Here is a 24261-nt window from a genome sequence, read left to right as displayed (position 1 = left end):
GGGACGCGCGGTATGCGCGCCTTTTTTTTGTGCCTAATTCGCTAGCCCGCGAGAGTTAATGCCCAAAAGAACCGACATCTCCACCATCCTGATCATCGGCGCCGGTCCTATCGTGATCGGCCAGGCCTGCGAATTCGATTATTCAGGCACGCAGGCGGTCAAGGCGCTGAAGGAAGAGGGCTACCGCGTCGTCCTCGTCAATTCCAATCCGGCGACCATCATGACCGACCCGGAATTGGCGGATGCGACCTATATCGAGCCGATTACGCCGGAGATCGTCGCCAGGATCATCGAGAAAGAGCGTCACGTCATTCCCGGCGGCTTTGCGCTGTTGCCGACCATGGGCGGACAGACCGCGCTGAACTGCGCGCTGTCGCTGCGCCGGCGGGGAACGCTGGAAAAATTCGACGTCGAAATGATCGGCGCCACCGCCGACGCCATCGACAAAGCCGAGGACCGCCAGCTTTTCCGCAACGCCATGGAAAAGATCGGCCTGCAGACGCCGAAATCACGGCTCGCGAATGCATCCAGCTTGAAGAAATCCGATCGCGACAAATATCTGGCCGACAGCGCAAAGCTGTCCGGCGAAGCGCTGGAGGCCTTCGAGCGGCAATGGATGCTCGGCGAGAACGAGCGCCGCAAGCGCTATCAGGAACAGGCGCTCGGCGAGGCGCTGATGGCGCTCTCCGAAATCGGCCTGCCCGCGATCATCCGCCCCTCCTTCACCATGGGCGGCACCGGCGGTGGCATCGCCTACAACAAGGAAGAATTCCTCGACATCATCGAACGCGGCCTCGATGCCTCCCCGACCAACGAAGTGCTGATCGAGGAATCCGTGCTCGGCTGGAAAGAGTTCGAGATGGAGGTGGTGCGCGACAAGAAAGATAATTGCATCATCATCTGCTCGATCGAGAACCTCGATCCGATGGGCGTCCATACCGGCGACTCCATCACGGTGGCGCCGGCACTGACGCTGACCGACAAGGAATACCAGATCATGCGCGACGCCTCGATCGCGGTACTGCGCGAGATCGGGGTGGAGACCGGCGGCTCCAACGTGCAGTTCGGCGTCAACCCGGCCGACGGGCGCATGGTCGTGATCGAGATGAATCCGCGGGTGTCGCGTTCTTCCGCGCTGGCTTCCAAGGCCACCGGCTTTCCGATCGCGAAAGTCGCGGCCAAGCTCGCGGTCGGCTACACGCTCGACGAAATCGCCAACGACATCACCGGCGGCGCGACGCCGGCGTCGTTCGAGCCGACCATCGATTACGTCGTCACCAAGATTCCGCGCTTCGCCTTCGAGAAATTTCCCGGCGCCGCGACCACGCTGACCACTTCGATGAAGTCGGTCGGCGAGGTGATGGCCATCGGCCGCACCTTCCAGGAAAGCCTGCAAAAGGCCCTGCGCGGTCTCGAGACCGGCTTGACCGGGCTTGACGAAATCGAGATCGAGGGACTGGGCCGCGGCGACGACAAGAACGCGATCCGCGCCGCGCTCGGCACCCCGACGCCCGACCGCATCCTGCAAGTGGCGCAGGCCATGCGGCTCGGCTGGTCGAACGAGGAAATCTTCACCTCGTGCAAGATCGATCCGTGGTTCCTGGCGGAAATGCGCGGCATCGTCGAGATGGAGGCCCGGATCAAGGCGAACGGCCTGCCCGAAAAGGCCTTCAATCTGCGCATGCTGAAGGCGATGGGCTTTTCCGACGCGCGGCTGGCGGTGCTGACCGAAACCACCGAGGCCGAGGTCAAGGCAAAACGCCACGCGCTCGATGTCCACCCGGTGTTCAAGCGCATCGACACCTGCGCGGCGGAATTCGCTTCGCCTACCGCCTACATGTATTCGACCTATGAGGCGCCGTTCGCGGGCCAGCCCGCCGACGAGAGCGCGCCGTCCGACAAGAACAAGGTTATCATCCTCGGCGGCGGACCGAACCGGATCGGCCAAGGAATCGAATTCGACTATTGCTGCTGCCATGCCTGCTTCGCACTGCATGACGCCGGCTATGAAACCATCATGGTCAACTGCAATCCGGAAACGGTGTCGACCGATTACGATACCGCCGACCGGCTGTATTTCGAGCCGCTCACCGCCGAAGACGTGCTGGAGATCATCGCCACCGAACGGAAGAACGGCACGTTACATGGCGTGATCGTTCAGTTCGGCGGCCAGACCCCGCTCAAGCTCGCGCACGCGCTGGAGCAAGCCGATGTGCCGATCCTCGGCACCTCGCCCGACGCCATCGATCTCGCCGAAGACCGCGACCGCTTCAAGCGCGTGCTCGACAAGTTGCGGCTGAAGCAACCGAAGAACGGCATCGCCTATTCGGTCGAGCAGGCGCGGCTGGTGGCGGCCGATCTCGGCCTGCCGCTGGTGGTGCGTCCGTCCTACGTGCTGGGCGGCCGCGCGATGCAGATCATCCGTGAGGAAACCCAGCTCAGCGATTATCTGCTCGGCACGCTGCCGGAGCTGGTGCCCGGCGACGTCAAGGCGCGCTATCCGAACGACAAGACCGGGCAGATCAACACCGTGCTCGGCAAGAACCCGCTGCTGTTCGACCGTTACCTCTCCGATGCGACCGAAATCGACGTCGATTGCCTGAGCGACGGCAAGGACACGTTCGTTGTCGGCATCATGGAGCATATCGAGGAAGCCGGTATCCATTCCGGCGATTCCGCCTGCTCGCTGCCGCCGCATTCGCTGGACGCGCAGATGATCGCCGAACTCGAGCGGCAAACCCGCGAACTGGCGCTCGGCCTCGACGTGGTCGGATTGATGAACGTGCAATACGCCATCAAGGACGGCGAGATTTACGTGCTCGAAGTCAATCCACGCGCCTCGCGCACCGTGCCGTTCGTGGCCAAGGTGATCGGCACCCCGGTAGCCAAGATCGCAGCCCGGATCATGGCCGGCGAGAAACTCGCCGACTTCAACCTGAAGAAACGCAAGCTCGACCATGTCGGCGTCAAGGAATCGGTGTTTCCATTCGCGCGCTTCCCGGGCGTCGACACCGTGCTCGGTCCGGAGATGCGCTCGACCGGCGAGGTGATGGGAATCGCGGCCTCGTTCGAAGTCGCCTTCGCCAAGAGCCAGCTCGGCGGCGGCACCCGCGTGCCGCGCAAGGGAACGGTGTTCGTCTCGGTGCGCGAGAGCGACAAGGCCCGGATCGTCGACGCGGTGCGGCTGTTGCACTCGCTCGGCTTCAAGGTGCTGGCGACGTCGGGCACCCAGCGCTTCCTCACCGATAGCGGCGTACCGACCGAAAAAGTCAACAAGGTGCTGGAAGGCCGGCCGCATATCGTCGATGCCATCACCAACGGCGACATCCAGCTCGTCTTCAACACCACGGAAGGGCCGCAGGCGCTGGCGGATAGCCGATCATTACGGCGAGCTGCCCTCTTGCATAAAGTGCCATATTACACCACTCTTTCGGGTGCCGTGGCGGCCGCACAGGGGATTCGCGCCTATCTGGGCGGGGATCTTGAGGTCCGCACCTTGCAGAGTTACTTTTCCGAAACCTGATCACCCTGTACCGGGGCTCAGCCCGGGCCTGAGTAATTGGCAATAAAGCCGACATGGCAGGAACCACCTGGCCATACGGCTGTTCTGTTTCGGCTCTTGGCCGGACTGGAAATGAAAAAGATCCGGCGCCTGGTTTGAGCCGGAAAACCTGATCAAAAAGCATGTCGTGTGCGCCGCTTCATGGGCTCGCGCGATCGAAGGACGAAGACAGATGGTGGAAAAGATTCCGATGACCGCAGGCGGTTATGCCGCGCTTGGGGATGAGTTGAAGCAGCGCCAGTCGGTGGATCGCCCGCGCATCATCGAGCATATCGCCGAGGCGCGCTCGCATGGCGACCTTTCGGAAAACGCGGAATATCACGCCGCGAAGGAAGAGCAGTCCCACAATGAGGGCCGCATCGCGGAGCTCGAGGACAAGCTGGCGCGGGCCGATATCATCGACATCAGCAAGCTTTCCGGCGACACCATCAAATTCGGCGCAACCGTCACGCTGGTCGACGAAGATACCGAAAAAAAAGCGGTGTGGCAGATCGTCGGCGAAGTGGAAGCGGACGCCAAGAAGGGCCGCATCTCCATTACGTCGCCACTGGCGCGGGCGCTGATCGGCAAGAAGAAGGGCGCAACCGTGGAGGTCATGGCGCCGGGCGGTCCCAAGGCCTACGAGGTCACCAAGGTCGAGTGGCGCTGACCTCTCGGCGCTAGGCTAAGCGCCGGATCACTTTTTAACAAAGAAGTCATGTTGCGACAAAAAAGCCGCGCAGGTTGCGCGGCTTTTTGCTGCGTTGCAGATGGCTATCCGGCCACGAACCGGAAATATTTTCGTATATATATATTACCTAACATTGGGCTGCGGCTCACGGTGCAGGCGCACATGCGTTGACGTGTCAAACAGGGGGACATGACGTGGACCAGACCTTCGCCCGATTCCAGCCGATCGCCCTTAGCCTCTTACGTTTCATCACCGGCCTGCTGCTGTTCCAGTTCGGCGTCGCCAAGATCTTCAAATTTCCCGTGCTGCCGTATTTTGCGAACATCCCGCCTTTGATCGTCACGGCCGGCGTGATCGAACTGACCGGCGGCGCACTCCTCATGCTCGGACTGTTCACCTGTCCGGTGGCCCTCATCCTGTCCGGCGAAATGGCGTTCGCGTATTTCCTCGGTCACATGTTCAAGACCGGAGAGCCGGTCTTTCTGCCGCTGATCAACGGTGGCACCCTCGCCATCCTGTTCTGTTTCGCCTGCCTTTATTTGTCGACCTCGGGCGGCGGTCCGATCAGCCTCGATGCGGCGATGCGCAAGAAGAACTGAGTGACCGTTCGTCCTCTCGTTTGAGGACGATCTTGCTGTGCAAACGCGTGCCTCGTTTGTCGTCAGGGAAAACGGGTGCCACTTTGCGCTAACACGGCCCTCCGGGTCCGGATCATGCTCTACAGCGGCACCGCCGCTTCATATTTCGAATTGTGCAGCACCAGCGACGTCCTGACATTGCGCACATGCGGCGCCGCGGTGAGATGGCTGACGAAATTCTGAAACGTCGCCATATCCGGCGCCACGCATTTCAGGATGAAGTCGACCTCACCCGACAGCATCCAGCATTCTCGTACCAGCGGCTCGGCCCGCACGAATTCCTCGAAGGCGCGCAGATCGGCGTCGGCCTGGCTGGAGAGGTGAACCGCGGCAAATACCGTGACGTCAAAACCCAGCCGGCGCGGGTCCAGGAGACCCCTGTAGCCCTGGATGTAGCCCTCCTCCTCCAGCGTCCGCACCCGCCGCAGGCAGGGGGGCGGCGAGATGCCGACACGTTTGGCCAATTCGACATTGGTGATTCGGCCGTCGGCCTGGATTTCACTCAGGATTTTAAGGTCGATTTCGTCAAGATTCTTGGACACGCGGTTCCCAGGCTGGCAGATGTGAAGGGTGGCAACACTCTTAGCCCAGCCGACCCCGCCTGCGCAATTTTATTGCGCGTGCAGCGCATCATTTATCGTAACTTCGGGGAAAATCCGCCGCCGTGTATTGCAATTCTTGCATAGCTCGCCACATACCTTAGACTTGGATTTGACACTTTCAGCGCCGTTGCGAAGCCTTTCCCCGGCCACTTTCCGCTCAAACGCTGACCTAATCCCCTTCCGAAAGGGATCTGTTTCATGCCTGCTCCAATCCACGCCAAGGTTGTCATCATCGGCTCCGGTCCGGCCGGCTATACTGCGGCGATCTATGCGGCGCGGGCGATGCTCGAACCGATCCTGATCCAGGGCATCCAGCCCGGCGGGCAGCTCACCATCACCACCGACGTCGAGAACTATCCGGGGTTTGCCGATGTCATCCAGGGCCCCTGGCTGATGGAACAGATGGAGAGGCAGGCCACCCATGTCGGCACCAAGATCGTCACCGATCTCGTCACCAGGCTCGAACTCGCGCAGCGGCCGTTCCGGCTGACCTGCGACAGCGGCGATGTCTATCTGGCGGAGACGGTGATCCTGGCCACCGGCGCGCAGGCGCGTTGGCTCGGCATTGCCTCGGAAGAGGAATTCAAGGGTTTTGGCGTCTCGGCCTGCGCGACCTGCGACGGCTTCTTCTATCGCGGCAAGGAAGTCGTGGTGGTCGGCGGCGGCAATACCGCGGTCGAGGAAGCGCTGTTCCTGACCAATTTCGCCTCCAAGGTTACCATCGTGCATCGGCGCGACCATTTCCGCGCCGAACGCATCCTGCAGGAGCGCCTGTTCAAACACCCCAAGATCCAGGTGGTCTGGGACAGCGCCATCGATGAAATCCGCGGCGATGCAAATCCGAGCAAAGTCACCCATGTCCGTCTGAAGAACGTCAAGACCGGCGCGCTGACCGAGATGCCGGCGGACGGCGTCTTCGTCGCGATCGGCCATGCCCCGGCGACCGATCTCGTGGCCGGCCAGATCAAGCTCAAACCGTCCGGCTATGTCGAAGTGGCGCCGAACTCGACCGCGACTTCGGTGCCCGGCCTGTTCGCCGCCGGCGACGTCGCCGACGAAACCTACCGGCAGGCAGTTACCGCCGCCGGCCTCGGCTGCATGGCCGCCCTTGAAGCCGAACGGTTCCTCGCCTTGCGTGCCAGCGACCGCGTGGCGGCGGAATAACAGGCTCGAACATCATCATGGCTCGAACTCGCGACGGATTTACTGAAATGGACTGGGACAAGCTGAAAGTGTTTCACGCAGCGGCGGAAGCGGGCAGCTTCACGCATGCCGGCGAACAGCTTGGCCTGTCGCAATCGGCCGTTTCGCGGCAGGTGAGCGCGCTGGAGCAGGAGCTTTCGGTATCGCTGTTTCACCGCCATGCCCGCGGCCTCATTCTCACCGAACAGGGCGACCTGCTGTTTCGCACCGCCCATGACGTGTTCATGCAATTGCAGGCGGCGCGCGCCAAGCTGACCGACAGCCGCGAGCGGCCAAGCGGCGACCTCAAGATCACGACCACGCCCGGCGTCGGCATCAACTGGCTGATTCCGCGGCTCGGCGAATTCACCGCGCTTTATCCGGAGATCCGGATTTCGCTGATCGTCACCGATGAGGAACTCGACCTCTCGATGCGGGAGGCCGACGTCGCGATCCGCACCCGCAAGCCGACGCAGCCCGACCTGATCCAGCGCAAATTGTTCGCGATGGGCTTTCACGCCTATTGCTCGCCGGAATACATCAAGCGCTTCGGCACGCCGCGCACGCTGGACGAACTCGATGCGCACCGCATCATCACGTTAAGCGACGGACTGGTCCCGCCGCATCTGCAAAATCGCAACTGGCTGATCGAGGCCGGACGCAACGGCACCGGTCCGCGCGAGACCTATTTCAAGGTCAACAACATCCTGGGCCTGGTGCGCGCATGCCAGCAAGGCCTCGGCATCGCCGCGCTACCGGATTACCTGATCGAGGAAAACAGCCGTCTGGTGCAGCTCTTCAGCGAGTCCGATTCAATTCAGCTCGATACTTATTTTGTGTATCCAGAAGAACTAAAGACGGTGGCGCGCGTCCAGGTGTTCCGCGACTTCGTGGTCAGCAAGGCTCAGCGCTGGCCTTCCTAAACTCCGGCCTCACACAACCCCCTGATCTCCGCATGACTGACATGCGGCTTGCAAGCTTGCCGCATGACGCCGGCGAGGATCATACTATTTATACGCTGAACGGTCGCGTCGCGCATTTGTCCCCCTCCTCCAGTGGCGCGGAAGTTCAGTAATCCCTCTTGGAAGGTGATTGTGTCGGCCTCACGGGGCCAATACCTCAAGCCGGGCTCGTTTGGGCCCGGCTTTTTTTTGCGTCGCGATGATGCGGCCCATCATCCGCAAATGATCACACAGTTGTGTATCGCAGCGTCACGCCAGACTCGTCGTCATTGCGGCTCCAAACTAATCCAGCCGCGTCCGCGCCAGACGCAATGCGTTACCGATCACGCTGACCGACGACAGCGCCATCGCGGCGGCGCCGACCATCGGCGACAGCAGGATACCGAACGCGGGATAGAGCACGCCGGCGGCGATCGGAATGCCGGCAGCATTGTACAGAAATGCAAAGGCGAGGTTCTGGCGGATATTGCGCATGGTCGCGACCGACAGACGCCGCGCCCGCACCAATCCGTTCAGATCGCCCGTCAACAGCGTTACGCCAGCGCTTTCAATCGCAACATCGGTGCCGCTGCCCATGGCCACGCCGACATCGGCCGCCGCTAGGGCCGGCGCGTCGTTGACGCCGTCACCGACCATGGCGACACGGCGTCCCTTGCCGCGCAGACGCTGCACCACTTCGCTCTTGCGCTCCGGCAGCACGCCCGCCTCGACCTCCTCGATGCCAAGTTGTGACGCCACCGCGCGCGCGGTGGTGAGATTGTCGCCGGTCAACATGACGACGCGCAGGCCGTCGCCGCGCAGCGCCTGCAAGGCCGCCTGCGCCGACGGCTTGATCGGATCGGCGATTGCGATGACGGCGGCGGCGCGGCCGTCGATCGCGGCATAGATCGCGGTAGCGCCCTGTTGCCGTGCCGCCTCCGCGGCGGCGTCGATAGTCTGCGTTGCGATCTTTAGTTCACTCATCAGCATCGCGTTGCCGAGCGCAACCGCCTTGCCATCGACGGTCCCGGTCGCGCCCTTGCCCGATGGCGAGGCGAAATCACGGGCTTCGCTCAAGGCCAGATTCCGCTCCGTTGCTGCCTTGAGGATCGCCTGCGCCAGCGGATGTTCGCTGCCGCGCTCGACGCTGGCCGCAAGCCGCAGCGCTTCATTTTCCTCGAAACCTTCGGCCGCAATGATCTTGACGACTTTCGGCTTGCCCTCGGTCAAGGTGCCGGTCTTGTCGATCACCAGCGTATCGATACTTTCAAAACGCTCCAGCGCCTGCGCATCGCGGATCAGGATTCCCGAATGTGCGCCGCGGCCGACACCGACCATGATCGACATCGGTGTTGCCAGTCCGAGCGCGCAGGGACAGGCGATGATCAGCACCGTCACGGCCGCGACCAGCGCGAATGTCAGGCGCGGCTCCGGTCCGAACATCATCCAGGCCGCGAATGCCACTACCGCCGCCGCGATCACCGCCGGCACGAACCAGCCGGCGACCCGGTCGGCGAGCCGCTGGATCGGCGCCCGCGAGCGCTGCGCCCGCGCCACCATGTCGACGATCCGCGCCAGCATGGTGTCGCGGCCGATGCGCGCCGCGCGCAGCACCAGGCCGCCGCCCTGATTGACGGTGCCGCCGATCACCTGGACGCCAGCCGCCTTCGACACCGGCATCGATTCGCCGGTGACCATGGACTCGTCGACGAAGGAACTGCCCTCCGTGACCACGCCGTCGACCGGGATCTTCTCGCCGGGACGGACCCGCAACAGATCGCCGACCGCGATCCTGTCGATTGCGACATCCTCGTCGCCATTCGCGCTGATGCGCCGCGCGGTCTTCGGCGCAAGCCCGAGCAAGGCGCGGATGGCGCCCGATGTGCGCGCCCGCGCCCGCAGTTCCAGCACCTGACCCAGCAGCACCAGGACCGTGATGACGGCAGCGGCCTCGAAATAAACCGCGACCGCGCCATGCATGTCGCGGAAGGCGGCTGGAAACAGTTGCGGCGCCAGCGTCCCCACCACGCTGTAGACATAGGCCACGCCCGTGCCCATCGCGATCAGCGTGAACATATTGAGGTTGCGCGTCACCAGCGAGCGCCAGCCACGAACGAAGAACGGCGCGCCGGCCCACAGCACCACCGGCGTCGCCAGCACCAGCGAGATCCAGTTCGACCACATCGGCGGCACCAGATGCATCAGGTCCAGATGGCCGCCCATCTCGATCACGAACACCGGCGCGGTCAGCACCAGCGCGATCCAGAAGCGCCTGGTCATGTCGATCAGTTCGGGATCCGGCGCGTCGTCGAGCGAGACCTGCTCGGGCTCCAGCGTCATGCCGCAGATCGGACAATTCCCCGGACCGACCTGCCGCACCTCAGGGTGCATCGGACAGGTGTAAATGGTACCGGCTGGCGCCGCCGGCTCGGGCTCGCGGGAACCTAAGAATTTTTCCGGATCGGCTTCGAAACGTTCGCGGCAGCGCGCGCCGCAGAAGAAATAATCCTGCCCCTTGTAGGAAAAGCGATGCTTGGCGGTCGCCGGATCGACCTTCATGCCGCAGACCGGATCGGTCGCCAGCGTGGCGCCGGCGCCCGCCCCTTGCTGTCCGTGCTGCCCCCCGCAGCAGGCGCGAGCTGGGTGCGCAGCGACGGTGTGATCATGGGTTCCCGCGGGGCCGTGCGAATGCGTGTGATCGTGACCCTTTTCCGTGTGTGCCACCGAATATTCTCCCGGCCCTTGATCGATATACCCTAGGGGGGTATATGACGCGTATGCGCACCGAGATCAAGACCTCCTGTTTGAAAAGGCTGAAGCGGATTGAAGGCCAGATCCGCGGCCTTGCCGGAATGGTCGAAGCCGACCGCTATTGCATCGACGTGGTGACCCAGATCGCCGCCGCGCGAGCGGCGCTGCGCCGCGTCGAGGAGGAAATCCTGCGCGACCATGTCGCCCATTGCGTCGAACATGCGATTTCTTCCGGCGACAAGGCCGACCAGCGCCGCAAGATCGCAGAGTTGATGGAAGTGGTGAGCCGCTCGGACCGGTAGATGCCCGGGGTCGGGTCGTTAACAATCGGTCGCCTCGGATTCTCAAATCCGAATGACACCGCGGCAGCGCTGGCGGGATGCAGCCGGGCCGAAGGCCATGCCAGCCGTCCCGTAGTTAAGCCGTGGTAGCAGCTGTCGTCAAATGCGAACGAAATTAGGATCTGGATTTTAAAATTCGACGCCTACGGTTCCCGCAGACAGCAGAATGCGGTGGCGTCGTGAACAATCGGAACAAGCTTTTTCCTGAGAAGCAGGGCTTTACCAGAGAGGACATCCTCTGGGCGCTCGGCATCTGGTCGGTGATCCTGAGCCTGTCGCCCGTGATCGCCTTCTATGTGCTGATGGTGAACTAGAGTCCTGTGTGACGCGTTTTCTTCACGCAAACCGGAATCCACCCTGGATCAAATCCGGGGCAGGCTTTCATTCGAAAACGCGATAATCCGGAACCGGAGCGCAGGAAAAACGGCGCGGCAGACGCCCCGCTTGATAGCTTTCTTGCGTTCTTCGCCGTGCCGGACAGCGATCGGTCAGGACGGACACAACGAAAAACGCGCGGAAACCGCGCGTTCGCTGCCGACGTCCCAGGATGATCAGCTCAGGCAGCCTGCTTATGCATGGCGCCGTTTGCCGACACCGTGCCTCGGATCGCCTTGACCGACCGCTCGATCGCAGCCCACAGCTTGCTGATCTCCGCCGCCGCACGCCCTTCAGCCGAATATTCCCGCGCGCCTTCGCCCTGGGCCAGCGCCATCAGGAGGTCGGACCGGTTGGTGACCTGGCCACTCCACACCGGAGCACGGAACTTGGCGAGCGATTCGCGCGCGATGGCGACAATCGGGCTCTCCGCATCGTCCCGGCGGGCCGGCGCGCCGTTGAGCACCACGGCATAGGGCTTGCGTGCCGCACGGCAGCTCTGAATGGTCGCCTGCACCGCATCGACGTCGAACACGCCCGGACGCGCCGGAATGATCACCATCGTCGCGTTCTTGATGGCGTCTTCGACAACGGCCGACGTATTCGGCGGCGTATCGATAAATACCCATTCCACGCCGTCACGCTTGGCGGCCGCGAGAATCCCACTGACGGAATTGACGGCGGATTTGATCGGCGGTTCGTTGGTGCCGCGCAGCTTGTGCCACAGCGTGAGCGACCCCTGCGGGTCGGCATCGATCATCAGACAGGGCTTCGTTGATTTACTGACATGTGCCGCTAGATGAGCCGCCAGGGTGCTTTTTCCCGAGCCGCCTTTACGCGAAGCAAAAACAATGACGTTCATACCTTGGCCTCCAGATTGACCCTAGAACCCAAAAATGAATCAGCTCGCTGATTCGCGAAAGAAAAATCTGGCACCAATGATGACGAAGTTACGGATTTAAGCAGGCGCTGGCTTTTGAGTCACACCATGCGCCGCAACAGAGGGGCGAAAATCAAACCCGCAGGGCGTCTGCCGGCCGAACTAAATACTTTGCCGGTTCGTGTACGGGCTAAGATTTTGCTTGAGCTACGCGAACAAACCGAGTCCTGAGCAACGAACGTGTCTCGCGGCAGCGAGCCCGCTGCGCCAGTCTCATCGCCTATCCGATTGTTTGGAAATGATCTTTGCCGGAAACCGATTTTACCCGACCGGCGTGGCGCGCATCAGGTCGCGTCGCGCTTGACCGACTTTTTCACGCGATGCGGCTTGATGTGCTTTCGCGAGGTCACCGGCTTGGCGGCAAGCGGCGCGCCGTCATCCCCCTGCGCGGCGTCGGGCTCCGGGCCGGATCTAAAGAACGGACGGCAGCCTGGCGAAAGCCGCTCCTTGTTCTGGATCATGCAAGCGGTGATGCGATCGACGTTCGGAATCTCGGAACTGCAAAGGCGAAAAGCATCGCCGCTGCACGCCTCCTGTTCGTCGAGCGTATAGGCCCTGCTCAACGCTGGCCATAGAACCGAAAATGACATCGCCATGACGAGCGTCGTCAGACCGAGCCGAAAATTCCTGGAGCGAACGACGAGCATGAGCCCCCCTGCAGTATTGCGTCCGGGATTGTCGGTGAGCGAGGAGGGATTGGCAAGGACCGGCCGGTCGCAGTTCGCTACGGATTCACCTGTGTTACCTCACATAAGGCGCACCAGTTGCATCGCGGCAACAAGTGCCGCCACCGAAAGCGCAACCGAGGCGATCATGTAGAGACCCGCGGCCACGAGTTCCCCACGCTCGATCAGATAGTAGGCATCGAGCGAGAACGTCGAGAAAGTGGTGTAGCCGCCGCAAATGCCAACGGTCAGGAAAATCCGGACCGCCTGCGGCAAATCCCATTTCAGCGCGAACAGGCCGACGAAGGCGCCGATCAGGAACGATCCCGTCACATTGATGATCAGAGTGCCCCAGGGAAAATGGGTGCCGAAGACTCGCCCCGCCCCGACTGCGACCAGATAGCGCAACACCGACCCGATGGCGCCGCCGACGGCAACCGCGAGAATGAATTGCGGGTTCATCGGTTCTGCCCTCCGGCCGCAAGCGATTTTGTGACATCTGTCACGGTCCCGGCGCCGACGATGGCATCCACAACCCCATCACGGGCATCGGCCGCAAGCCATATCGATCCTGCCAGCCAAGCCGCGGCGGCAGACGAAGGCAGCAACGGGGAAGAAAACAACAAGGAAACAAACAAGCCAGTCGTCATATCAGCCCTTTCCTAAGAGGGCGGCGAGACTGGCGGCAGACATGCTTCTACCCGCGCTCGCGCGCCCGGTAGAAGTCATCAGCCATTCGGCGGTTACGGGGGACTTCATCCCCATCCTGAGAGCCTAAAGCCTTATCGGTTCTGATTGAATCCGAACCGGGCTCTACCCTTTTGTTTTGACGCGTTTTCTTCACGCGAACCGGAATCCACTTCGCTCGAAAACGCTATAGATGCGGTTTCATCCGGCGACAAGCGCAAAGGATGAATGGCCATCACAAACGCCGGCGGACGAGACAGTTTAGCGGCGCTTTCCAAATACCGGCGGTCCGGCCGGAGACGACGCGCCAAGGCCAGCCACGCTCGGCACCGGCGCTTTGGCCAGCTCGCTCAGCCGCTCCGCGATCAATCTGTCAACCCGCTCGTCATACGCATCGGCTTCAATTCGAGCATCCGGCTCGGCCATGCGCGCGGCTTCCGATTCTCGCTCGGCTTTGTTCGCGTCCAGTTTCTCTGGCCATCCGCCCAGCATGGCCGGCCATTTCGAAAGCCCGCCGCGCTCACGCATCAGCAGGGTCAGGAGCAGGGTCAGGCCGCCGATAGGGGTGGTCGCAAACGAAAGCATGGACCACACCAAAAACGATCTGCCCCGGCTGCGCGCCAGCGCGCCGATAAGGATGGGAAACAGCAGAAAAAACAGGAGGAACATGGCGCGGGCAGCCTCTCGCCCAATGCGCTACCATCTGGAGATGGGGATACCGTGAAATGGCCCCGTAAAATTGTCCGCTCTCCGCTCAAGCATCCGCAGGATCATCCACAATTCCCGGCGGCCTGCTCGCATGTTGCTGCTTCGTTCTAATGCACCCGTGAAACATCAAACGCCGCGGCTCTTTCTTAAATCGGGCCGCGGTCTTGCCCGCACCGATTTTGCGCAGATCGCGCGGCTCGTTCCTCAAACGCGGATGCACGCCCTCTCCGCTATCCGAACGACCATGGCGACGTGGCCGATGGCGCGGCAGAAAGTCCTCGATGCGTGCGTGTACGGGGCATCTAGACTTTGATGACGCTGCACGGTCATGACCATCCGCGCGTGCAGAACGTCTCGGCTCAGGCGAGCCGCGGCCTTCCCAACCTGGGGCGGCGGCTCGCAAGTTTCCGGTGCGATGGCGGGTGCCAGCGCTGCTCGCGCATCGTCGAAATTCAGAAGGCGGATGCGATCAGGTTCTACGGGCAACATGCGATCTGGAAAGAGGTCGGTCAGCGATTACTCTGACCGGAGCTGCACCAACCACACCGGTTGATACGAGGTAGATAGCCCGGCTGCATCAGTCAGAGGTGCATATCTAAGTCTGCAACTTGCCCTGAAGGGAGCGCATAGAAGGTACGACTTCCACCCCGGTTACGATGCGCTGAGAAATGGCTTTTGCCGCGGCAATGGAAAGTGCGGCCAGGCCGACGCCCGCGAACACATCGACGAAATAGTGACCTCCGACCAAAGGGGTCGCGAGCAGCATCCCGCCGTTAAGTATCAGAGCCAGTGGGCGCAGCCACCACACGCCCCAAAGACCCCAAATAGCCAGAGCAGCAATGGCCGCATGAACGCTCGGAAATGTAATGATGCCGCCAAGATGCGAGAGGTTGAGTACCCGAAGCGTTCCATCCCGGACAAAAGGCAGGATCTCAAGCTGGATCACATAGCCGCTGGCCTTGAAAACCTCGGTGTCGGCAGGCAGGCCCAGTTCCCCATAGGTACCAATTGCGGGAAGCGCGGCCGATATAATAACAGCCACGGACACGGTCAGCACGGCAGCCATTACGAACTGTTGTAGCCTGACGAACCTCCCCGTCATACCAAGCGCAACCGACACTCCAGCCCAGGGCACGATAATCATCGCGTAAAAGAAGATAGCGAAGCTCAACAACTCAGGCCGGGCGATGGCAAATTCAAAATAAGCGCGCCAATCCAATCCCAACAGTTGATCCATACGGGCCAAGCTCGCATCCTGTAGGGGAAGGTTCGCAGCGGCCGCCACGTAGGAGAGTGGCGCGACCAACATACACATGAAACCAATTTGCGCGATGGCGAGCAGCGCGAAACCAAAACGCGAGCCCCACCAATAGGACAGAAGCCACAAGCCTGCCGCCGTAAGGACAGAGGCAATCACCACCGCGCGCGTCCAGCTTTCCAATTTTAACGAAAAGTTCGATGCCGCAAGGCACGCGCCCAAGGAAACGGCGAGCAGCAAGAGTGGAACCCAGTTGAAAAAATACAACCGTCTTCCATCGCGTTGTTCGGTATCGCTGATCATTCCGCCCCAAAAGCTCTGAGATGGAACCTCTCCCATCTGCTGTCGTATGGGCCACAGCATGAAGTCATTGAGTTGGCATAGCGTAAAAATGCAGCACGCAAAATCCGGATAACCCATTAACCAAGCTGTGGGCCTGCGCCAGCGCAATTACGACGTGGAAGCCGGAGGGCTCTGCTGGAGACGATATCGGCGGCCAATCCGTCTAATTCGCCGATGGCCCTAAACGGGCTCGTGCGACAATCGAACCTAGGAGTAACCTTGGCTACCCGGATAGGTCGAATCTTCGCCATAGCCTCCGATAAATCGATTTCCAGGGCCATGCGATTTTAAGATAAGCTATTGATTTTTCTGGTACAGTTGGGTGGGTACTGCCAACTACCGCCTTCAGCATTGATAAACTTAAAGAATTTACGCCGCGATGCGTAGCATTTGTAGCAGCGTTTTGTATTGAAAGATAGCGACAAACCAAGGGGCGCCGTGGGCCGCTAAATGGCCTGTTGCTATTCGTCCAACATGTTCCGCTCATTGGTTCGAACGGTTGGGTTTTTGAAATACCGTAGGGCGCTCTCAATCTGCCGAATTACGAAAGACGCCCCCGTTCGAGGGCCACCGAACTCCATAAACGCCTCTTTGAGTTTGCGGTGTTGCTCCTGAAGGTACTGCAGGAACTCCTCGATTGCGCGTGCCTGCTGGTAGGCTCCCTGATAGCCCTGTTGGTTCTCGCGTTTCAGATACTCGGCCAGATTCTCGGCGACCCGCTTTTCGAAAATTGGGGTGACCGTCAGAACCCCATAGAGGTATTCTAGCCGCTCAGTGAGAATGCGAATATGAATGAAGCCGGAGGCGGTAACCTTGATGCAGTCGCCGAAATCTACCTCTGACTGGTTCATGTGGTCGGCTTCGACCAGCCCTTTGGTCAAAAGCCAAGAGCAGGCAGCACGCACGTCGTCTCGTACAAATCCTCGGCGCTGCAGTTCGCCAGCAATCCTCTCAACAGTGAAGAAGCCCTCCAGCCCTATTTCTCCCGTGAGTTTGCGATTGTCGCAAAGCCAAAAAAGGATGTCGGTGACGAGAAAGTTATTGGGCTGGACCCATTCGGGCTCCGCGTGAAACACGTTTGAAATGAAGCCCGACCTGTCGTGAAAAAAACGATACTCGGTGCGCATGAGTATCTTGAGCACTCGATACTCGGGGATCGAAATAGCACCGCCCTTGGCAGTTGAGGTGATCTGCTCTTCGGTGAGATGTCCGCTGTTCAGAATACTCACAAACATATCGAGAGCTTTGCGGATGTCGCGCCCAGCAAGCCCTTGCAAAACCCTGGAAATGTTTTGCTTCCTGTCGAAAAGCTCCAGATAGATCGACTTCAAGAACTCACCGAGCATCGTGTTGGGATAACGTATCCTCATACCGTTGCTCAGCGAGTATTCCAGCATCTGAGCCGTGTGTTGAGCAAGGTAGTCGAGGCTCAGCTCAAGGCGCCGTTTGACCACGTCGAGAAACCGAGGCGGAGCAATGTGGAAGACCACGCCGGTTCGGAAGGTGTCGAGGGGAGGCTTATCCTTAAACCTCTCGTAGGTTTCATCCCTCATCTGCAATACGATGAAGGCCTTCGATTGGTCGAGAAACCACAGGGAAAGTCCGAAGGCCGTCAGCTGATTCTGCAGGCTCAGGCGGTCTACGTTGTCCATCACGACAATAATGACCTCTCGGCGCTCCATAGCGAAGTGTCGACATACCCCAAACGCTAGTCTCTGCGGGTCGGCTTGCCATTTCTGGAGGTCGTCAATCCTGAGCTTCTCGGCTTCGACATCTGAGACTTTCTTACGCGTTTCGTCGTAGATACCCTTTCGCCTCTGCAGGTCCTGCGAGAAGATTCTACTGAGGTTACTCCCGTCGTAGGGGTCAAAGCCGGGATTCTCTTTGAAGAAGCTCTCCACAAACTTCTGACAGAGCCAGTTTTCAGCTGAAACAATCGGGTCAGGCGCAGTGTTGAAATCGACAAATGCCCAATGTGTCCACTTGGACTGCTCCGGCGGCTGCAACAGTTCTTTGTATCTGCGCGCGAACAAGGATTTTCCCGTGCCCACACCGCCCGTGATTAGCTGAAGCTCGCCCTCCGTCGAACGGTCCGCGCGCGCCGTTTTGAAATTGCCAATAGCTTTGGTGAGTTTGGGCTCGCTCCCTCGGCTGGGACTGAGTTCCTCAGAAACTATTCGGCGTGAGGAAATCCGGTCCTTCAGCAAGGATTCGAGCACACGATCATACTCAGTTATGTTGTCTGACCCGACGTATGCCTTCTCGAAAATTTCGGGGTCATTGTTCTGTGTGGTGGAGGTGAAGTATCGGCGCAAGATTGGCGCCAGTTCGGCTGCGAACGTGTTGAAGGGTTTCGGCGAGGTAAGGAGAGCCGGCCCTCCAGCCAGTGCGCTTGGCGCAGTACCGCGCTCAAGCCTGATCTGTGCAATGCTGCGAGCCGCGTGAGCCTGCAGAAGACCGTAGTTGCAGAAGTCGCGAAGCGCTTCAAGAGCTCGGCTGCCTACCTGTAGGTCCCCAACCTGAACCGTCTGCGCGGCGTTACTGTCCCAGTATCCATACGACAGCTCGTGACCGTTGCACGCTATGATGAATTTGCACGGGTTCACGCCATGCTGGAATTGCGAGTTGAGGTGCCGAGCATAAAGGGAGGCTTCTCGATAGCCCACCTCCACCGGAACTTCCGGCCCTTTGGCTTCGACAATCAGTACAGGAAGAGCGAGTTCCCAGACCGAGAAGTCAGGAAAATAGCCGCCGGTCTTTCCCGCTTTCTTATCAAGGATGGCAGGCGCCAGATATTGCTTGCCCTTGATCGCCGCGACCGGAATCCCAAGGTAATTCCTCCCGGTAAGAAGGGGCGTAATTACCTTGAGTTCTACATCAGCCTCAGTCGCCGCTGAATCTCGTTCGAGAACGTTGAGCACGCGCAGCTCGCATTTGGCAGGCGTCGGGAATCGGTCGGTCTCCCATTGGTAGCACAATTCAGCCTCCAGGTCGGTGCGTTCAAGCTACGTTCGCTCTTCATGCAAAAAAGCATCGCTGGGATTCCTAAACGAGCATTGTATAAATCCTAATCGGACGTATAGGTCTTATACAGCCGCTCACCAAGGGCCATCCTGTATGACCGACCAACCGCTGATCACCTACATCCGAGTATCAACATCCCAGCAGGGACGTTCTGGGCTGGGCATTGAAGCCCAAAGGCAGACGCTCTCCCATTTCGCCCACGCTGAGGGCTTCACGGTCGTCCGAGAGTTCGTCGAGGTGGAAACGGGGAAAGGCTCTGACGCCTTGGACCGGCGCCCGCAGCTCAAGGCCGCATTGGCCACCGCAAGGAAGCTCAAGTGTCACGTGGCGGTGGCGAAGCTGGACCGCCTGAGCCGTGACGTGCATTTCATCAGCGGACTTATGGCCCACAAAGTGCCGTTCCTGGTCGCAGAGCTTGGACCCGATGTAGACCCGTTCGTCCTCCACTTGTTCGCTGCACTAGCCGAGAAGGAGCGCTCGCTTATCTCAACACGGACCCGTCAGGCCCTCGCAGCTGCAAAGGCTCGCGGGGTAACCCTTGGCAATCCCAAGCTCTCGGTGGCTCGCAAGGGCGCGCTAGAGGCCGTAACATCCGAGGCCGATAGGTTCGCCGCCAACGTGTTGCCTGTCATCCGAGAGGCACAGAAAGCGGGTGCTGCGACCCTCAGGGATATCGCGGCAGCACTGAATGCACGCGGTGTCTCAACTGCGCGTGGCGGGCAATGGTATGCGAAGTCAGTGGCAAACATTCTGGGACGGGCGTAGGCAAGCAGGCGAACCCATCGGCCATCTCGGGACGGCGCTTCCCGCGCGCCAGTTCAATTTGGGTCCCCTTTCCGGCCCACCTACGGTTATCAAATTCTAGGCACTCCCGGCTTCAAGATTGTCGGCTTCGCTGGCCAGCCACTGCCGAGCTAAGACGAGCGGTGTAGTAGCTGGAAGTATCACGGCCTTACGGACGCGCGAAGCGATTCTGCGGAGAGTGCGCACTGTTGCAATTAAAGATTGCATCGCGTAACTCTTTCTCGCCTCATTTAGGGGCAAGAAAAGGGAGGTCTATGATGCGATATTTCTTATTTGTAGCTGCTGCCTTCTCGCTTTTGGTTACGGGGATCGCGCCTGCCAGCGCCTGTCCGGCAGGAACACATCCGGTGTGCAGTTACAGCGGCGGTGCTCATTCCAACTGCCACTGCGAGTAGTCTTCTTGATGCGGCCGGGTTTACCAAAGCTTGTGACCAAGCGGTAGCGAGTGATTGATTGTGCGCTCAGGTTGACCTAACTTTTCGGAGTGGGATGCGCCGCTACGAACAGCGTACCCCGAGCTAAGCGGTTAGATCAGGTAGAGGGCGAGGCTGATAACAAGGCTTCGCCCTTTCCATCTCCACCCCACTGAATTTTTGTTGGTGAAGATGGTTCCCCCTTGGTACCCATTGGATCAGAGAGCCGGTACCTATGCTCTACTGCGGTCTCCCAGGCCACCAAGGAGAACGCAGTGCTAGAACCACCACAGTCGATTATGACGCCACGTCTTCGCATAACCGCAATCCGAATCGGAAACGCGCTGGCGCCACTTTTGCGTCTGAATCCGAATATGCGCATGAACATGGTGAGTATGTTTCTGATCATTGGACAGGAAGACGGCCTGACCGTAAGCGAATTGGCTAGGCGTTGTGGCGTGCAGAAAAGTATTGCCTCGCGTTATTTGAGCGACTTCGGCGTGGTCAATAGACATGGCAGGCCGGGGCTGGGTCTCATAGCGATGGCGCAGCGGATGTACGGCGACCGCCGCCAGCATCATGTCCATTTAACCGAGCGCGGGCTGGAGGTCGTTCAACAGATAAAAGTTGCTCTCACAGAGGACCGCCCACGGAAGCGATTTTGACACGACGCTTTGGCACCCGAGCCCTCTTCACGGGGACCTATGGTTCTCAAATGACCGACAAGCCCTAGCTTCAGAACCTTCGGCTTCGCTGGTGCGCCGCCTGCCAAGCTAAGACGAGCCGGGTGTTACCCAGGTTTCAGGTTAATGCTCGACGTAAAGGCGTCGGCCGCCACTGAGGTCACGGCAGGGGCGTTCGTTTTCCAGCGGGTGGCCTATGTGGTCCCAAGGTCCTCGCTGGGGGCAGGCTCTTGATGCCGAACTGAAGGACGACACGCAGCGCAAAGTGCTGTTACGCGGCGTTGTGGTGGTTGCCCAGAAGGGACTTGGCGTGGCCGGATGGTGTGGCCGAATGCGAGCCTAACGTCTTGACGTTCCCTACGCGGTAGGTGACATCACAGCAGAGCGCACCCGATTACCAAATGGCTTTTTTCAGCTTCAAAGTAGAACGCGTCGATGAGCGCAGCTTCTACCTTCCCGTAGTCCAGAACCTCCGCCCAGGTGATCGTCTTTATGCAATCAAGCACAAGAATTGCCTACCCCCCGCAATGAGGGACGGTCGGCCGTAAACGTGACGCCGAAACTGACGCAATCGCCGCCTAAGTTGCTTGGCCCGACCGATGTAGATGATCTTTTGATCGGGTACCCAATAGGCACGTTCGTCCTCGGGAAGTTCCGAGCCCGACAACACAGTCTCGGTTGAAATTACATAAACCCCGGAAAGCTTGGTGGGTATATCTTCGCCCCATAACGTTTACGCCGGTTGGCGTCACCCCTGCCAGAGCATAAAGGTCCTCGACCGACATCGGCATGGTCTCAATTGCATCTTTTGAAGAACGGCTTTGATACACCTCGCAGTATCCACGGTTAACGCGCCTGACATCACGAAGTGTGGAGTTGCTTGAACCGAGCGCCTAGTTGTTGCCAGATAGGGTCGACCTTTGCGTACCCGCCGTAGGCAGCAAGCCCTAAGCCTCCAGCATGAGGAACACCATAGACTTCGATGCCATCTTCAATGGTGTGCGAGTTCGGCTGTAGCGCATCACGCAGCTTCATTGGCGCTTTTCCCAACGCCCCACGTACAGAATTGAAGGTTTTGCTCCCTAAACAGATCGCCATAAGAGGCTTTACAATCCTCAGCTGAGGAACGGTGTAATCTCTTGCACATCTTGTGAGCACAGACATCGATACCGGGGCACTTATCTTCGCGGGCTTTATGAAAATCGAAACGTTGGTCGCGTAGGTTTCTTCCCACTTGACGTCGAAGAATTTCAGCCAGCGTTTGAGATTCCGATTAGTTGGCAAGTGGGGGTCTTGTCCGAACTGTTTGCGTAGCGCGACGCGATCAGGCGTATTGTGTATTGGGTTTTGAAGGGCTTCTTCAGAGGACCAATCTTGTCCAATAATCATGAGTTTTGCCTCGATGTTTTGCGCTGACTTCGTCCAGGGGGTGACGTAGTCACAATCCCACGCACCCTCGGCAAACCTATGTAAGACAAAAAAGGTCTCGTGTTCTTCGCTACGCCGCCGACCTACCAGCTGTGCGAGAGCAGTCTTTTTATCCATTGAGGCCTCCGCTGCGCCAAACCTCGATTCATCAGCATATCTAGCCTATTCAACGACGATTTAACCCGCCGCCTTGTCCTCTTTGTCGGCCCCTCGCATGACGATTTTGAGCGTGTTGTCCGGTAGAGGCCGTTGAAAAACCTTCGCCTCATCCCACGGTGCCCGCATCCACACATCGCGCTCCTCATCGGTCGTGAGGATCACAGGCATTGCCTTGGGATGGATTGGTTCAACCACGGCATTCGGCGCTGTTGTTAGGAAGCCATAGACCTGAGGTGGCCCCGGTATCGGTTTGGACTTCGTACCTAGGTCACCATTGAACGTCGTCCAGATGCCCGCAACAGCGGCCGACTCTCACCAAGCGCAAACGACATCCTTTTTCTTTGTCTCAGGGTTTGGCTCTGTAGCATATTCGGCAAAGCTGTTGGCAGGTACGAGGCAGCGGTTCTCCGGCTTCAACGACCCGCGCCAGTGCGGTGACGAGGTATTGCGAATGTTGGTCACAGGTGGACCTGGGGTCCACGGTGGCGGCGGCATACCCCAGCGCATGGTGACCAACTCGGTGCCGCTGTCGGTGTTGCGGATCACGGGAGCCGGTAATCGGGAAACACTCCTGGCATCGGCGGCAAGTTACCTACGTAGCGATTGACCACGCGGAAAAGCGCGATGATGGCGGCTTGGTTGGTGGTGATCGAATAGCGATTGCACAACGTCGTCTCCGTCGACGCGGCAGGGAAATCAAGACACGTTCAGCTGTTTGACCGTTGAGTTTATGACGGCAATGGCGTTGTCAGCATGCGCAGCTACTCCCCTGCAGGACTGGCGATAATTGCCATGTAGCTCGTTCGGAATCCAAAACTCCATCGCATGAACCTTCTCGGGAAGCCCGGCAAGCATCTCGTCGATCGACAACATCTCTCTTCGCAGCCAGTCAATTTCTGCTGCCACAAGATTTGGCAAAAGATCGAGATTCTCCCACGCCTCTTCAATTTCTGATCGTGCATCCAGTCTAAGTCTTTTCACCTCGATAAGAGGATTCACTGATCTTGTTCCGTCCTTGTTCAACGGTGGATCAACTATGAAGTCCTTTGCGTCAGCGTGGTTCGACAGCCGTTGAAGCCCGAAGCGCAGGCGGAGGTAAAGCCGCAGCTTCTTGCGGTCTAGCTCGCGAAGTTCGCGATTGCGATCCTCGTCAATCTTGGCCATGGCGGCATGATAGGCAATCACGGCGCCTCCGACCGCGACGAACGCTGCGATTACGCTTGCGTAGTCCTTCAAATGAAAGTCGTCACGCGAGCCAACCACGATTAGCGTTACAATCAAAATGATCCCCACTGCGATGGAGATGCCGGGCCATTCGGGCTTTTTCAACATACCCTAACCGTTGCACGCTCACGTCCAGATTGTCGAGAAGGACCAAGGGGCGCTGGTCGGCATGCGGATCGTGGTGCCGTAAAGGCTCTCACGGGACTTAGTGGACATGCTGCATGATTGCGCCGGGTGCCCCCCTCATTAGGAAGCCGCTAGGGTTTGGGAGGCAGCCGCACGGACCTACAGTGCGTCGTGGGCGTGCATAAGTTTTGCGGCGCATACTTGTGGCGACGCGGCGGTCAATGACTTGCCACCCGTTCCTGACCTGCCTTAACATCAGAAGGCCGCTTTTTCCGATGCTTGTGCGGAACGGGCTTTGGGGGACTGGCCAGCAGGAGGCGCAGAAGCACCTCGGTACGATCAAAGGCGGCCTGTTTTGTTAGCTTCACAAAACACTTGCTGTTATGTGCCGATTTCGGTCCCGTATTTGAATGATTTCCTAGGGTTACCTGTGGTCGAATACCATCCTTAACACAGGAGGGCCGCTCCCAGCCGTTGAGGCCCTTCGCACTTTCCGCTGGCGTCAAGGTCACGCGCGTTTTCGCCGGGGTTTCTTTGGGGCAAAAGGTGACCTATCGGGAACCTGGCACTTTACGACACTCAAACACAGCAATATCAAATAGTTAACAGGTGCGGCGGGCTCATTCTCACACAGAAAGCGCTCAGCTCGAAAGGACCCGTCCCCAGATGGACGGTAACCGCCACCACCAACCGCCTGCCTGCACGACGACAAGCACGCGCGACGATGGCCGCACAAGT

The 24261-nt window shown here is 59.6% G+C and carries 20 protein-coding genes, 1 pseudogene and 1 riboswitch; of the genes and pseudogenes, 10 read left to right on the top strand and 11 right to left on the bottom strand.

Going from position 1 to position 24261, the window contains the following annotated elements; translation table 11 throughout:
- The first annotated feature begins 58 nt into the window (after window positions 1-58).
- The 3 genes from carB (at window position 59) to HB630_RS17935 (ending at window position 4831) form a co-directional block, all read left to right on the top strand.
- Complete coding sequence (gene carB / locus HB630_RS17945; RefSeq protein WP_213773593.1) at window positions 59-3523, top strand: carbamoyl-phosphate synthase large subunit; 3465 nt, start codon at window positions 59-61, stop codon at window positions 3521-3523.
- A 211-nt stretch (window positions 3524-3734) separates the two neighbouring features.
- Window positions 3735-4211: a transcription elongation factor GreA gene (greA, locus tag HB630_RS17940; RefSeq protein ID WP_213773592.1), complete on the top strand. Its 477-nt coding sequence runs from the start codon at window positions 3735-3737 to the stop codon at window positions 4209-4211.
- A 215-nt stretch (window positions 4212-4426) separates the two neighbouring features.
- Window positions 4427-4831 (top strand): DoxX family membrane protein, encoded by a 405-nt coding sequence (locus HB630_RS17935; RefSeq protein WP_213773591.1) that lies wholly within the window; start codon window positions 4427-4429, stop codon window positions 4829-4831.
- Window positions 4832-4950: 119 nt separating this feature from the next.
- Here HB630_RS17935 and HB630_RS17930 read toward each other — a convergent pair whose 3' ends face one another.
- Window positions 4951-5412 carry a winged helix-turn-helix transcriptional regulator gene (locus HB630_RS17930; RefSeq protein WP_213773590.1) on the bottom strand — a complete coding sequence of 154 codons (462 nt, stop codon included), beginning with the start codon at window positions 5410-5412 and terminating at the stop codon, window positions 4951-4953.
- A gap of 258 nt (window positions 5413-5670) precedes the next feature.
- Here HB630_RS17930 and trxB point away from each other — a divergent pair, with 258 nt between their 5' ends.
- Together trxB and HB630_RS17920 are read left to right on the top strand one after the other, a co-directional pair.
- Complete coding sequence (gene trxB, locus HB630_RS17925; protein WP_213773589.1) at window positions 5671-6636, top strand: thioredoxin-disulfide reductase; 966 nt, start codon at window positions 5671-5673, stop codon at window positions 6634-6636.
- A 17-nt stretch (window positions 6637-6653) separates the two neighbouring features.
- Window positions 6654-7577, top strand: coding sequence for a LysR family transcriptional regulator (locus HB630_RS17920; protein ID WP_213773588.1), 924 nt, complete (start codon window positions 6654-6656; stop codon window positions 7575-7577).
- 321 nt (window positions 7578-7898) lie between these two features.
- Here HB630_RS17920 and HB630_RS17915 read toward each other — a convergent pair whose 3' ends face one another.
- On the bottom strand, window positions 7899-10178 hold the full coding sequence (locus tag HB630_RS17915) for a heavy metal translocating P-type ATPase (RefSeq protein ID WP_218626178.1): 2280 nt from the start codon (window positions 10176-10178) through the stop codon (window positions 7899-7901).
- Window positions 10179-10372: 194 nt separating this feature from the next.
- On the opposite strand from HB630_RS17915, the gene HB630_RS17910 reads away from it, so the two are divergent.
- Window positions 10373-10648 (top strand): metal-sensitive transcriptional regulator, encoded by a 276-nt coding sequence (locus HB630_RS17910; protein WP_213773654.1) that lies wholly within the window; start codon window positions 10373-10375, stop codon window positions 10646-10648.
- 218 nt (window positions 10649-10866) lie between these two features.
- Window positions 10867-11001: a hypothetical protein gene (locus HB630_RS28660; protein WP_276571608.1), complete on the top strand. Its 135-nt coding sequence runs from the start codon at window positions 10867-10869 to the stop codon at window positions 10999-11001.
- Between the two features lie 242 nt (window positions 11002-11243).
- Here HB630_RS28660 and HB630_RS17905 read toward each other — a convergent pair whose 3' ends face one another.
- The 4 genes from HB630_RS17905 to HB630_RS17890 form a co-directional block, all read right to left on the bottom strand.
- Window positions 11244-11924, bottom strand: a complete 681-nt coding sequence (locus HB630_RS17905; protein WP_213773586.1) for a ParA family protein — start codon at window positions 11922-11924, stop codon at window positions 11244-11246.
- Between the two features lie 362 nt (window positions 11925-12286).
- Window positions 12287-12598, bottom strand: a complete 312-nt coding sequence (locus HB630_RS17900) for a hypothetical protein (protein WP_249780906.1) — start codon at window positions 12596-12598, stop codon at window positions 12287-12289.
- A 150-nt stretch (window positions 12599-12748) separates the two neighbouring features.
- Window positions 12749-13129, bottom strand: coding sequence for a fluoride efflux transporter CrcB (gene crcB / locus HB630_RS17895; RefSeq protein ID WP_213773585.1), 381 nt, complete (start codon window positions 13127-13129; stop codon window positions 12749-12751).
- 250 nt (window positions 13130-13379) lie between these two features.
- A riboswitch (Fluoride riboswitch) is annotated at window positions 13380-13439 on the bottom strand.
- Between the two features lie 176 nt (window positions 13440-13615).
- The gene (locus HB630_RS17890) at window positions 13616-14023 is read right to left on the bottom strand and encodes a hypothetical protein (protein WP_213773584.1); all 408 of its coding nucleotides are present in this window, start codon (window positions 14021-14023) and stop codon (window positions 13616-13618) included.
- Between the two features lie 351 nt (window positions 14024-14374).
- Here HB630_RS17890 and HB630_RS17885 point away from each other — a divergent pair, with 351 nt between their 5' ends.
- Window positions 14375-14587, top strand: a complete 213-nt coding sequence (locus HB630_RS17885) for a hypothetical protein (RefSeq protein ID WP_213773660.1) — start codon at window positions 14375-14377, stop codon at window positions 14585-14587.
- Between the two features lie 70 nt (window positions 14588-14657).
- Here HB630_RS17885 and HB630_RS17880 read toward each other — a convergent pair whose 3' ends face one another.
- Both HB630_RS17880 and HB630_RS17875 read right to left on the bottom strand, forming a co-directional pair.
- The gene (locus HB630_RS17880; RefSeq protein ID WP_213773583.1) at window positions 14658-15623 is read right to left on the bottom strand and encodes a phosphatase PAP2 family protein; all 966 of its coding nucleotides are present in this window, start codon (window positions 15621-15623) and stop codon (window positions 14658-14660) included.
- A 500-nt stretch (window positions 15624-16123) separates the two neighbouring features.
- Window positions 16124-18640, bottom strand: coding sequence for a hypothetical protein (locus HB630_RS17875; RefSeq protein ID WP_213773582.1), 2517 nt, complete (start codon window positions 18638-18640; stop codon window positions 16124-16126).
- 139 nt (window positions 18641-18779) lie between these two features.
- Between HB630_RS17875 and HB630_RS17870 the strand changes: the two genes are divergently transcribed.
- Both HB630_RS17870 and HB630_RS17865 read left to right on the top strand, forming a co-directional pair.
- Entirely contained in the window at window positions 18780-19451 is a 672-nt protein-coding gene (locus HB630_RS17870; protein ID WP_213773581.1) for a recombinase family protein, read from the top strand.
- 832 nt (window positions 19452-20283) lie between these two features.
- A complete protein-coding gene (locus HB630_RS17865) occupies window positions 20284-20568 on the top strand; it encodes a hypothetical protein (RefSeq protein WP_213773580.1) in 285 nt (94 codons plus the stop codon).
- 879 nt (window positions 20569-21447) lie between these two features.
- Here the strand turns inward: HB630_RS17865 and HB630_RS17860 are convergent.
- From HB630_RS17860 to HB630_RS17850, 3 genes and pseudogenes are all read right to left on the bottom strand, one after another.
- A complete protein-coding gene (locus HB630_RS17860) occupies window positions 21448-22131 on the bottom strand; it encodes a hypothetical protein (protein ID WP_213773579.1) in 684 nt (227 codons plus the stop codon).
- A 60-nt stretch (window positions 22132-22191) separates the two neighbouring features.
- A pseudogene (locus HB630_RS17855) lies at window positions 22192-22841 on the bottom strand (SOS response-associated peptidase family protein).
- Window positions 22842-22869: 28 nt separating this feature from the next.
- Complete coding sequence (locus tag HB630_RS17850; RefSeq protein WP_213773578.1) at window positions 22870-23505, bottom strand: hypothetical protein; 636 nt, start codon at window positions 23503-23505, stop codon at window positions 22870-22872.
- Between the last annotated feature and the right edge of the window lie 756 nt (window positions 23506-24261).

It is taken from the genome of Bradyrhizobium sp. dw_78 (assembly GCF_018449525.1).
GTDB lineage: Bacteria > Pseudomonadota > Alphaproteobacteria > Rhizobiales > Xanthobacteraceae > Bradyrhizobium.
This window is presented reverse-complemented; position numbering and strand designations above follow the sequence as displayed.

What these genes read in the sequence shown, in the direction of transcription:
- carB (WP_213773593.1), top strand. Translation starts at nt 59, where the DNA reads ATGCCCAAAAGAACCGACATCTCCACCATCCTGATCATCGGCGCCGGT.
- greA (WP_213773592.1), top strand. Translation starts at nt 3,735, where the DNA reads ATGGTGGAAAAGATTCCGATGACCGCAGGCGGTTATGCCGCGCTTGGG.
- trxB (WP_213773589.1), top strand. Translation starts at nt 5,671, where the DNA reads ATGCCTGCTCCAATCCACGCCAAGGTTGTCATCATCGGCTCCGGTCCG.
- HB630_RS17920 (WP_213773588.1), top strand. Translation starts at nt 6,654, where the DNA reads ATGGCTCGAACTCGCGACGGATTTACTGAAATGGACTGGGACAAGCTG.
- HB630_RS17910 (WP_213773654.1), top strand. Translation starts at nt 10,373, where the DNA reads ATGCGCACCGAGATCAAGACCTCCTGTTTGAAAAGGCTGAAGCGGATT.
- HB630_RS17905 (WP_213773586.1), bottom strand. Translation starts at nt 11,924, where the DNA reads ATGAACGTCATTGTTTTTGCTTCGCGTAAAGGCGGCTCGGGAAAAAGC.
- HB630_RS17900 (WP_249780906.1), bottom strand. Translation starts at nt 12,598, where the DNA reads ATGGCGATGTCATTTTCGGTTCTATGGCCAGCGTTGAGCAGGGCCTAT.
- crcB (WP_213773585.1), bottom strand. Translation starts at nt 13,129, where the DNA reads ATGAACCCGCAATTCATTCTCGCGGTTGCCGTCGGCGGCGCCATCGGG.
- HB630_RS17890 (WP_213773584.1), bottom strand. Translation starts at nt 14,023, where the DNA reads ATGTTCCTCCTGTTTTTTCTGCTGTTTCCCATCCTTATCGGCGCGCTG.
- HB630_RS17885 (WP_213773660.1), top strand. Translation starts at nt 14,375, where the DNA reads ATGACGCTGCACGGTCATGACCATCCGCGCGTGCAGAACGTCTCGGCT.
- HB630_RS17880 (WP_213773583.1), bottom strand. Translation starts at nt 15,623, where the DNA reads ATGATCAGCGATACCGAACAACGCGATGGAAGACGGTTGTATTTTTTC.
- HB630_RS17870 (WP_213773581.1), top strand. Translation starts at nt 18,780, where the DNA reads ATGACCGACCAACCGCTGATCACCTACATCCGAGTATCAACATCCCAG.
- HB630_RS17865 (WP_213773580.1), top strand. Translation starts at nt 20,284, where the DNA reads ATGAACATGGTGAGTATGTTTCTGATCATTGGACAGGAAGACGGCCTG.
- HB630_RS17860 (WP_213773579.1), bottom strand. Translation starts at nt 22,131, where the DNA reads ATGGATAAAAAGACTGCTCTCGCACAGCTGGTAGGTCGGCGGCGTAGC.
- HB630_RS17850 (WP_213773578.1), bottom strand. Translation starts at nt 23,505, where the DNA reads ATGTTGAAAAAGCCCGAATGGCCCGGCATCTCCATCGCAGTGGGGATC.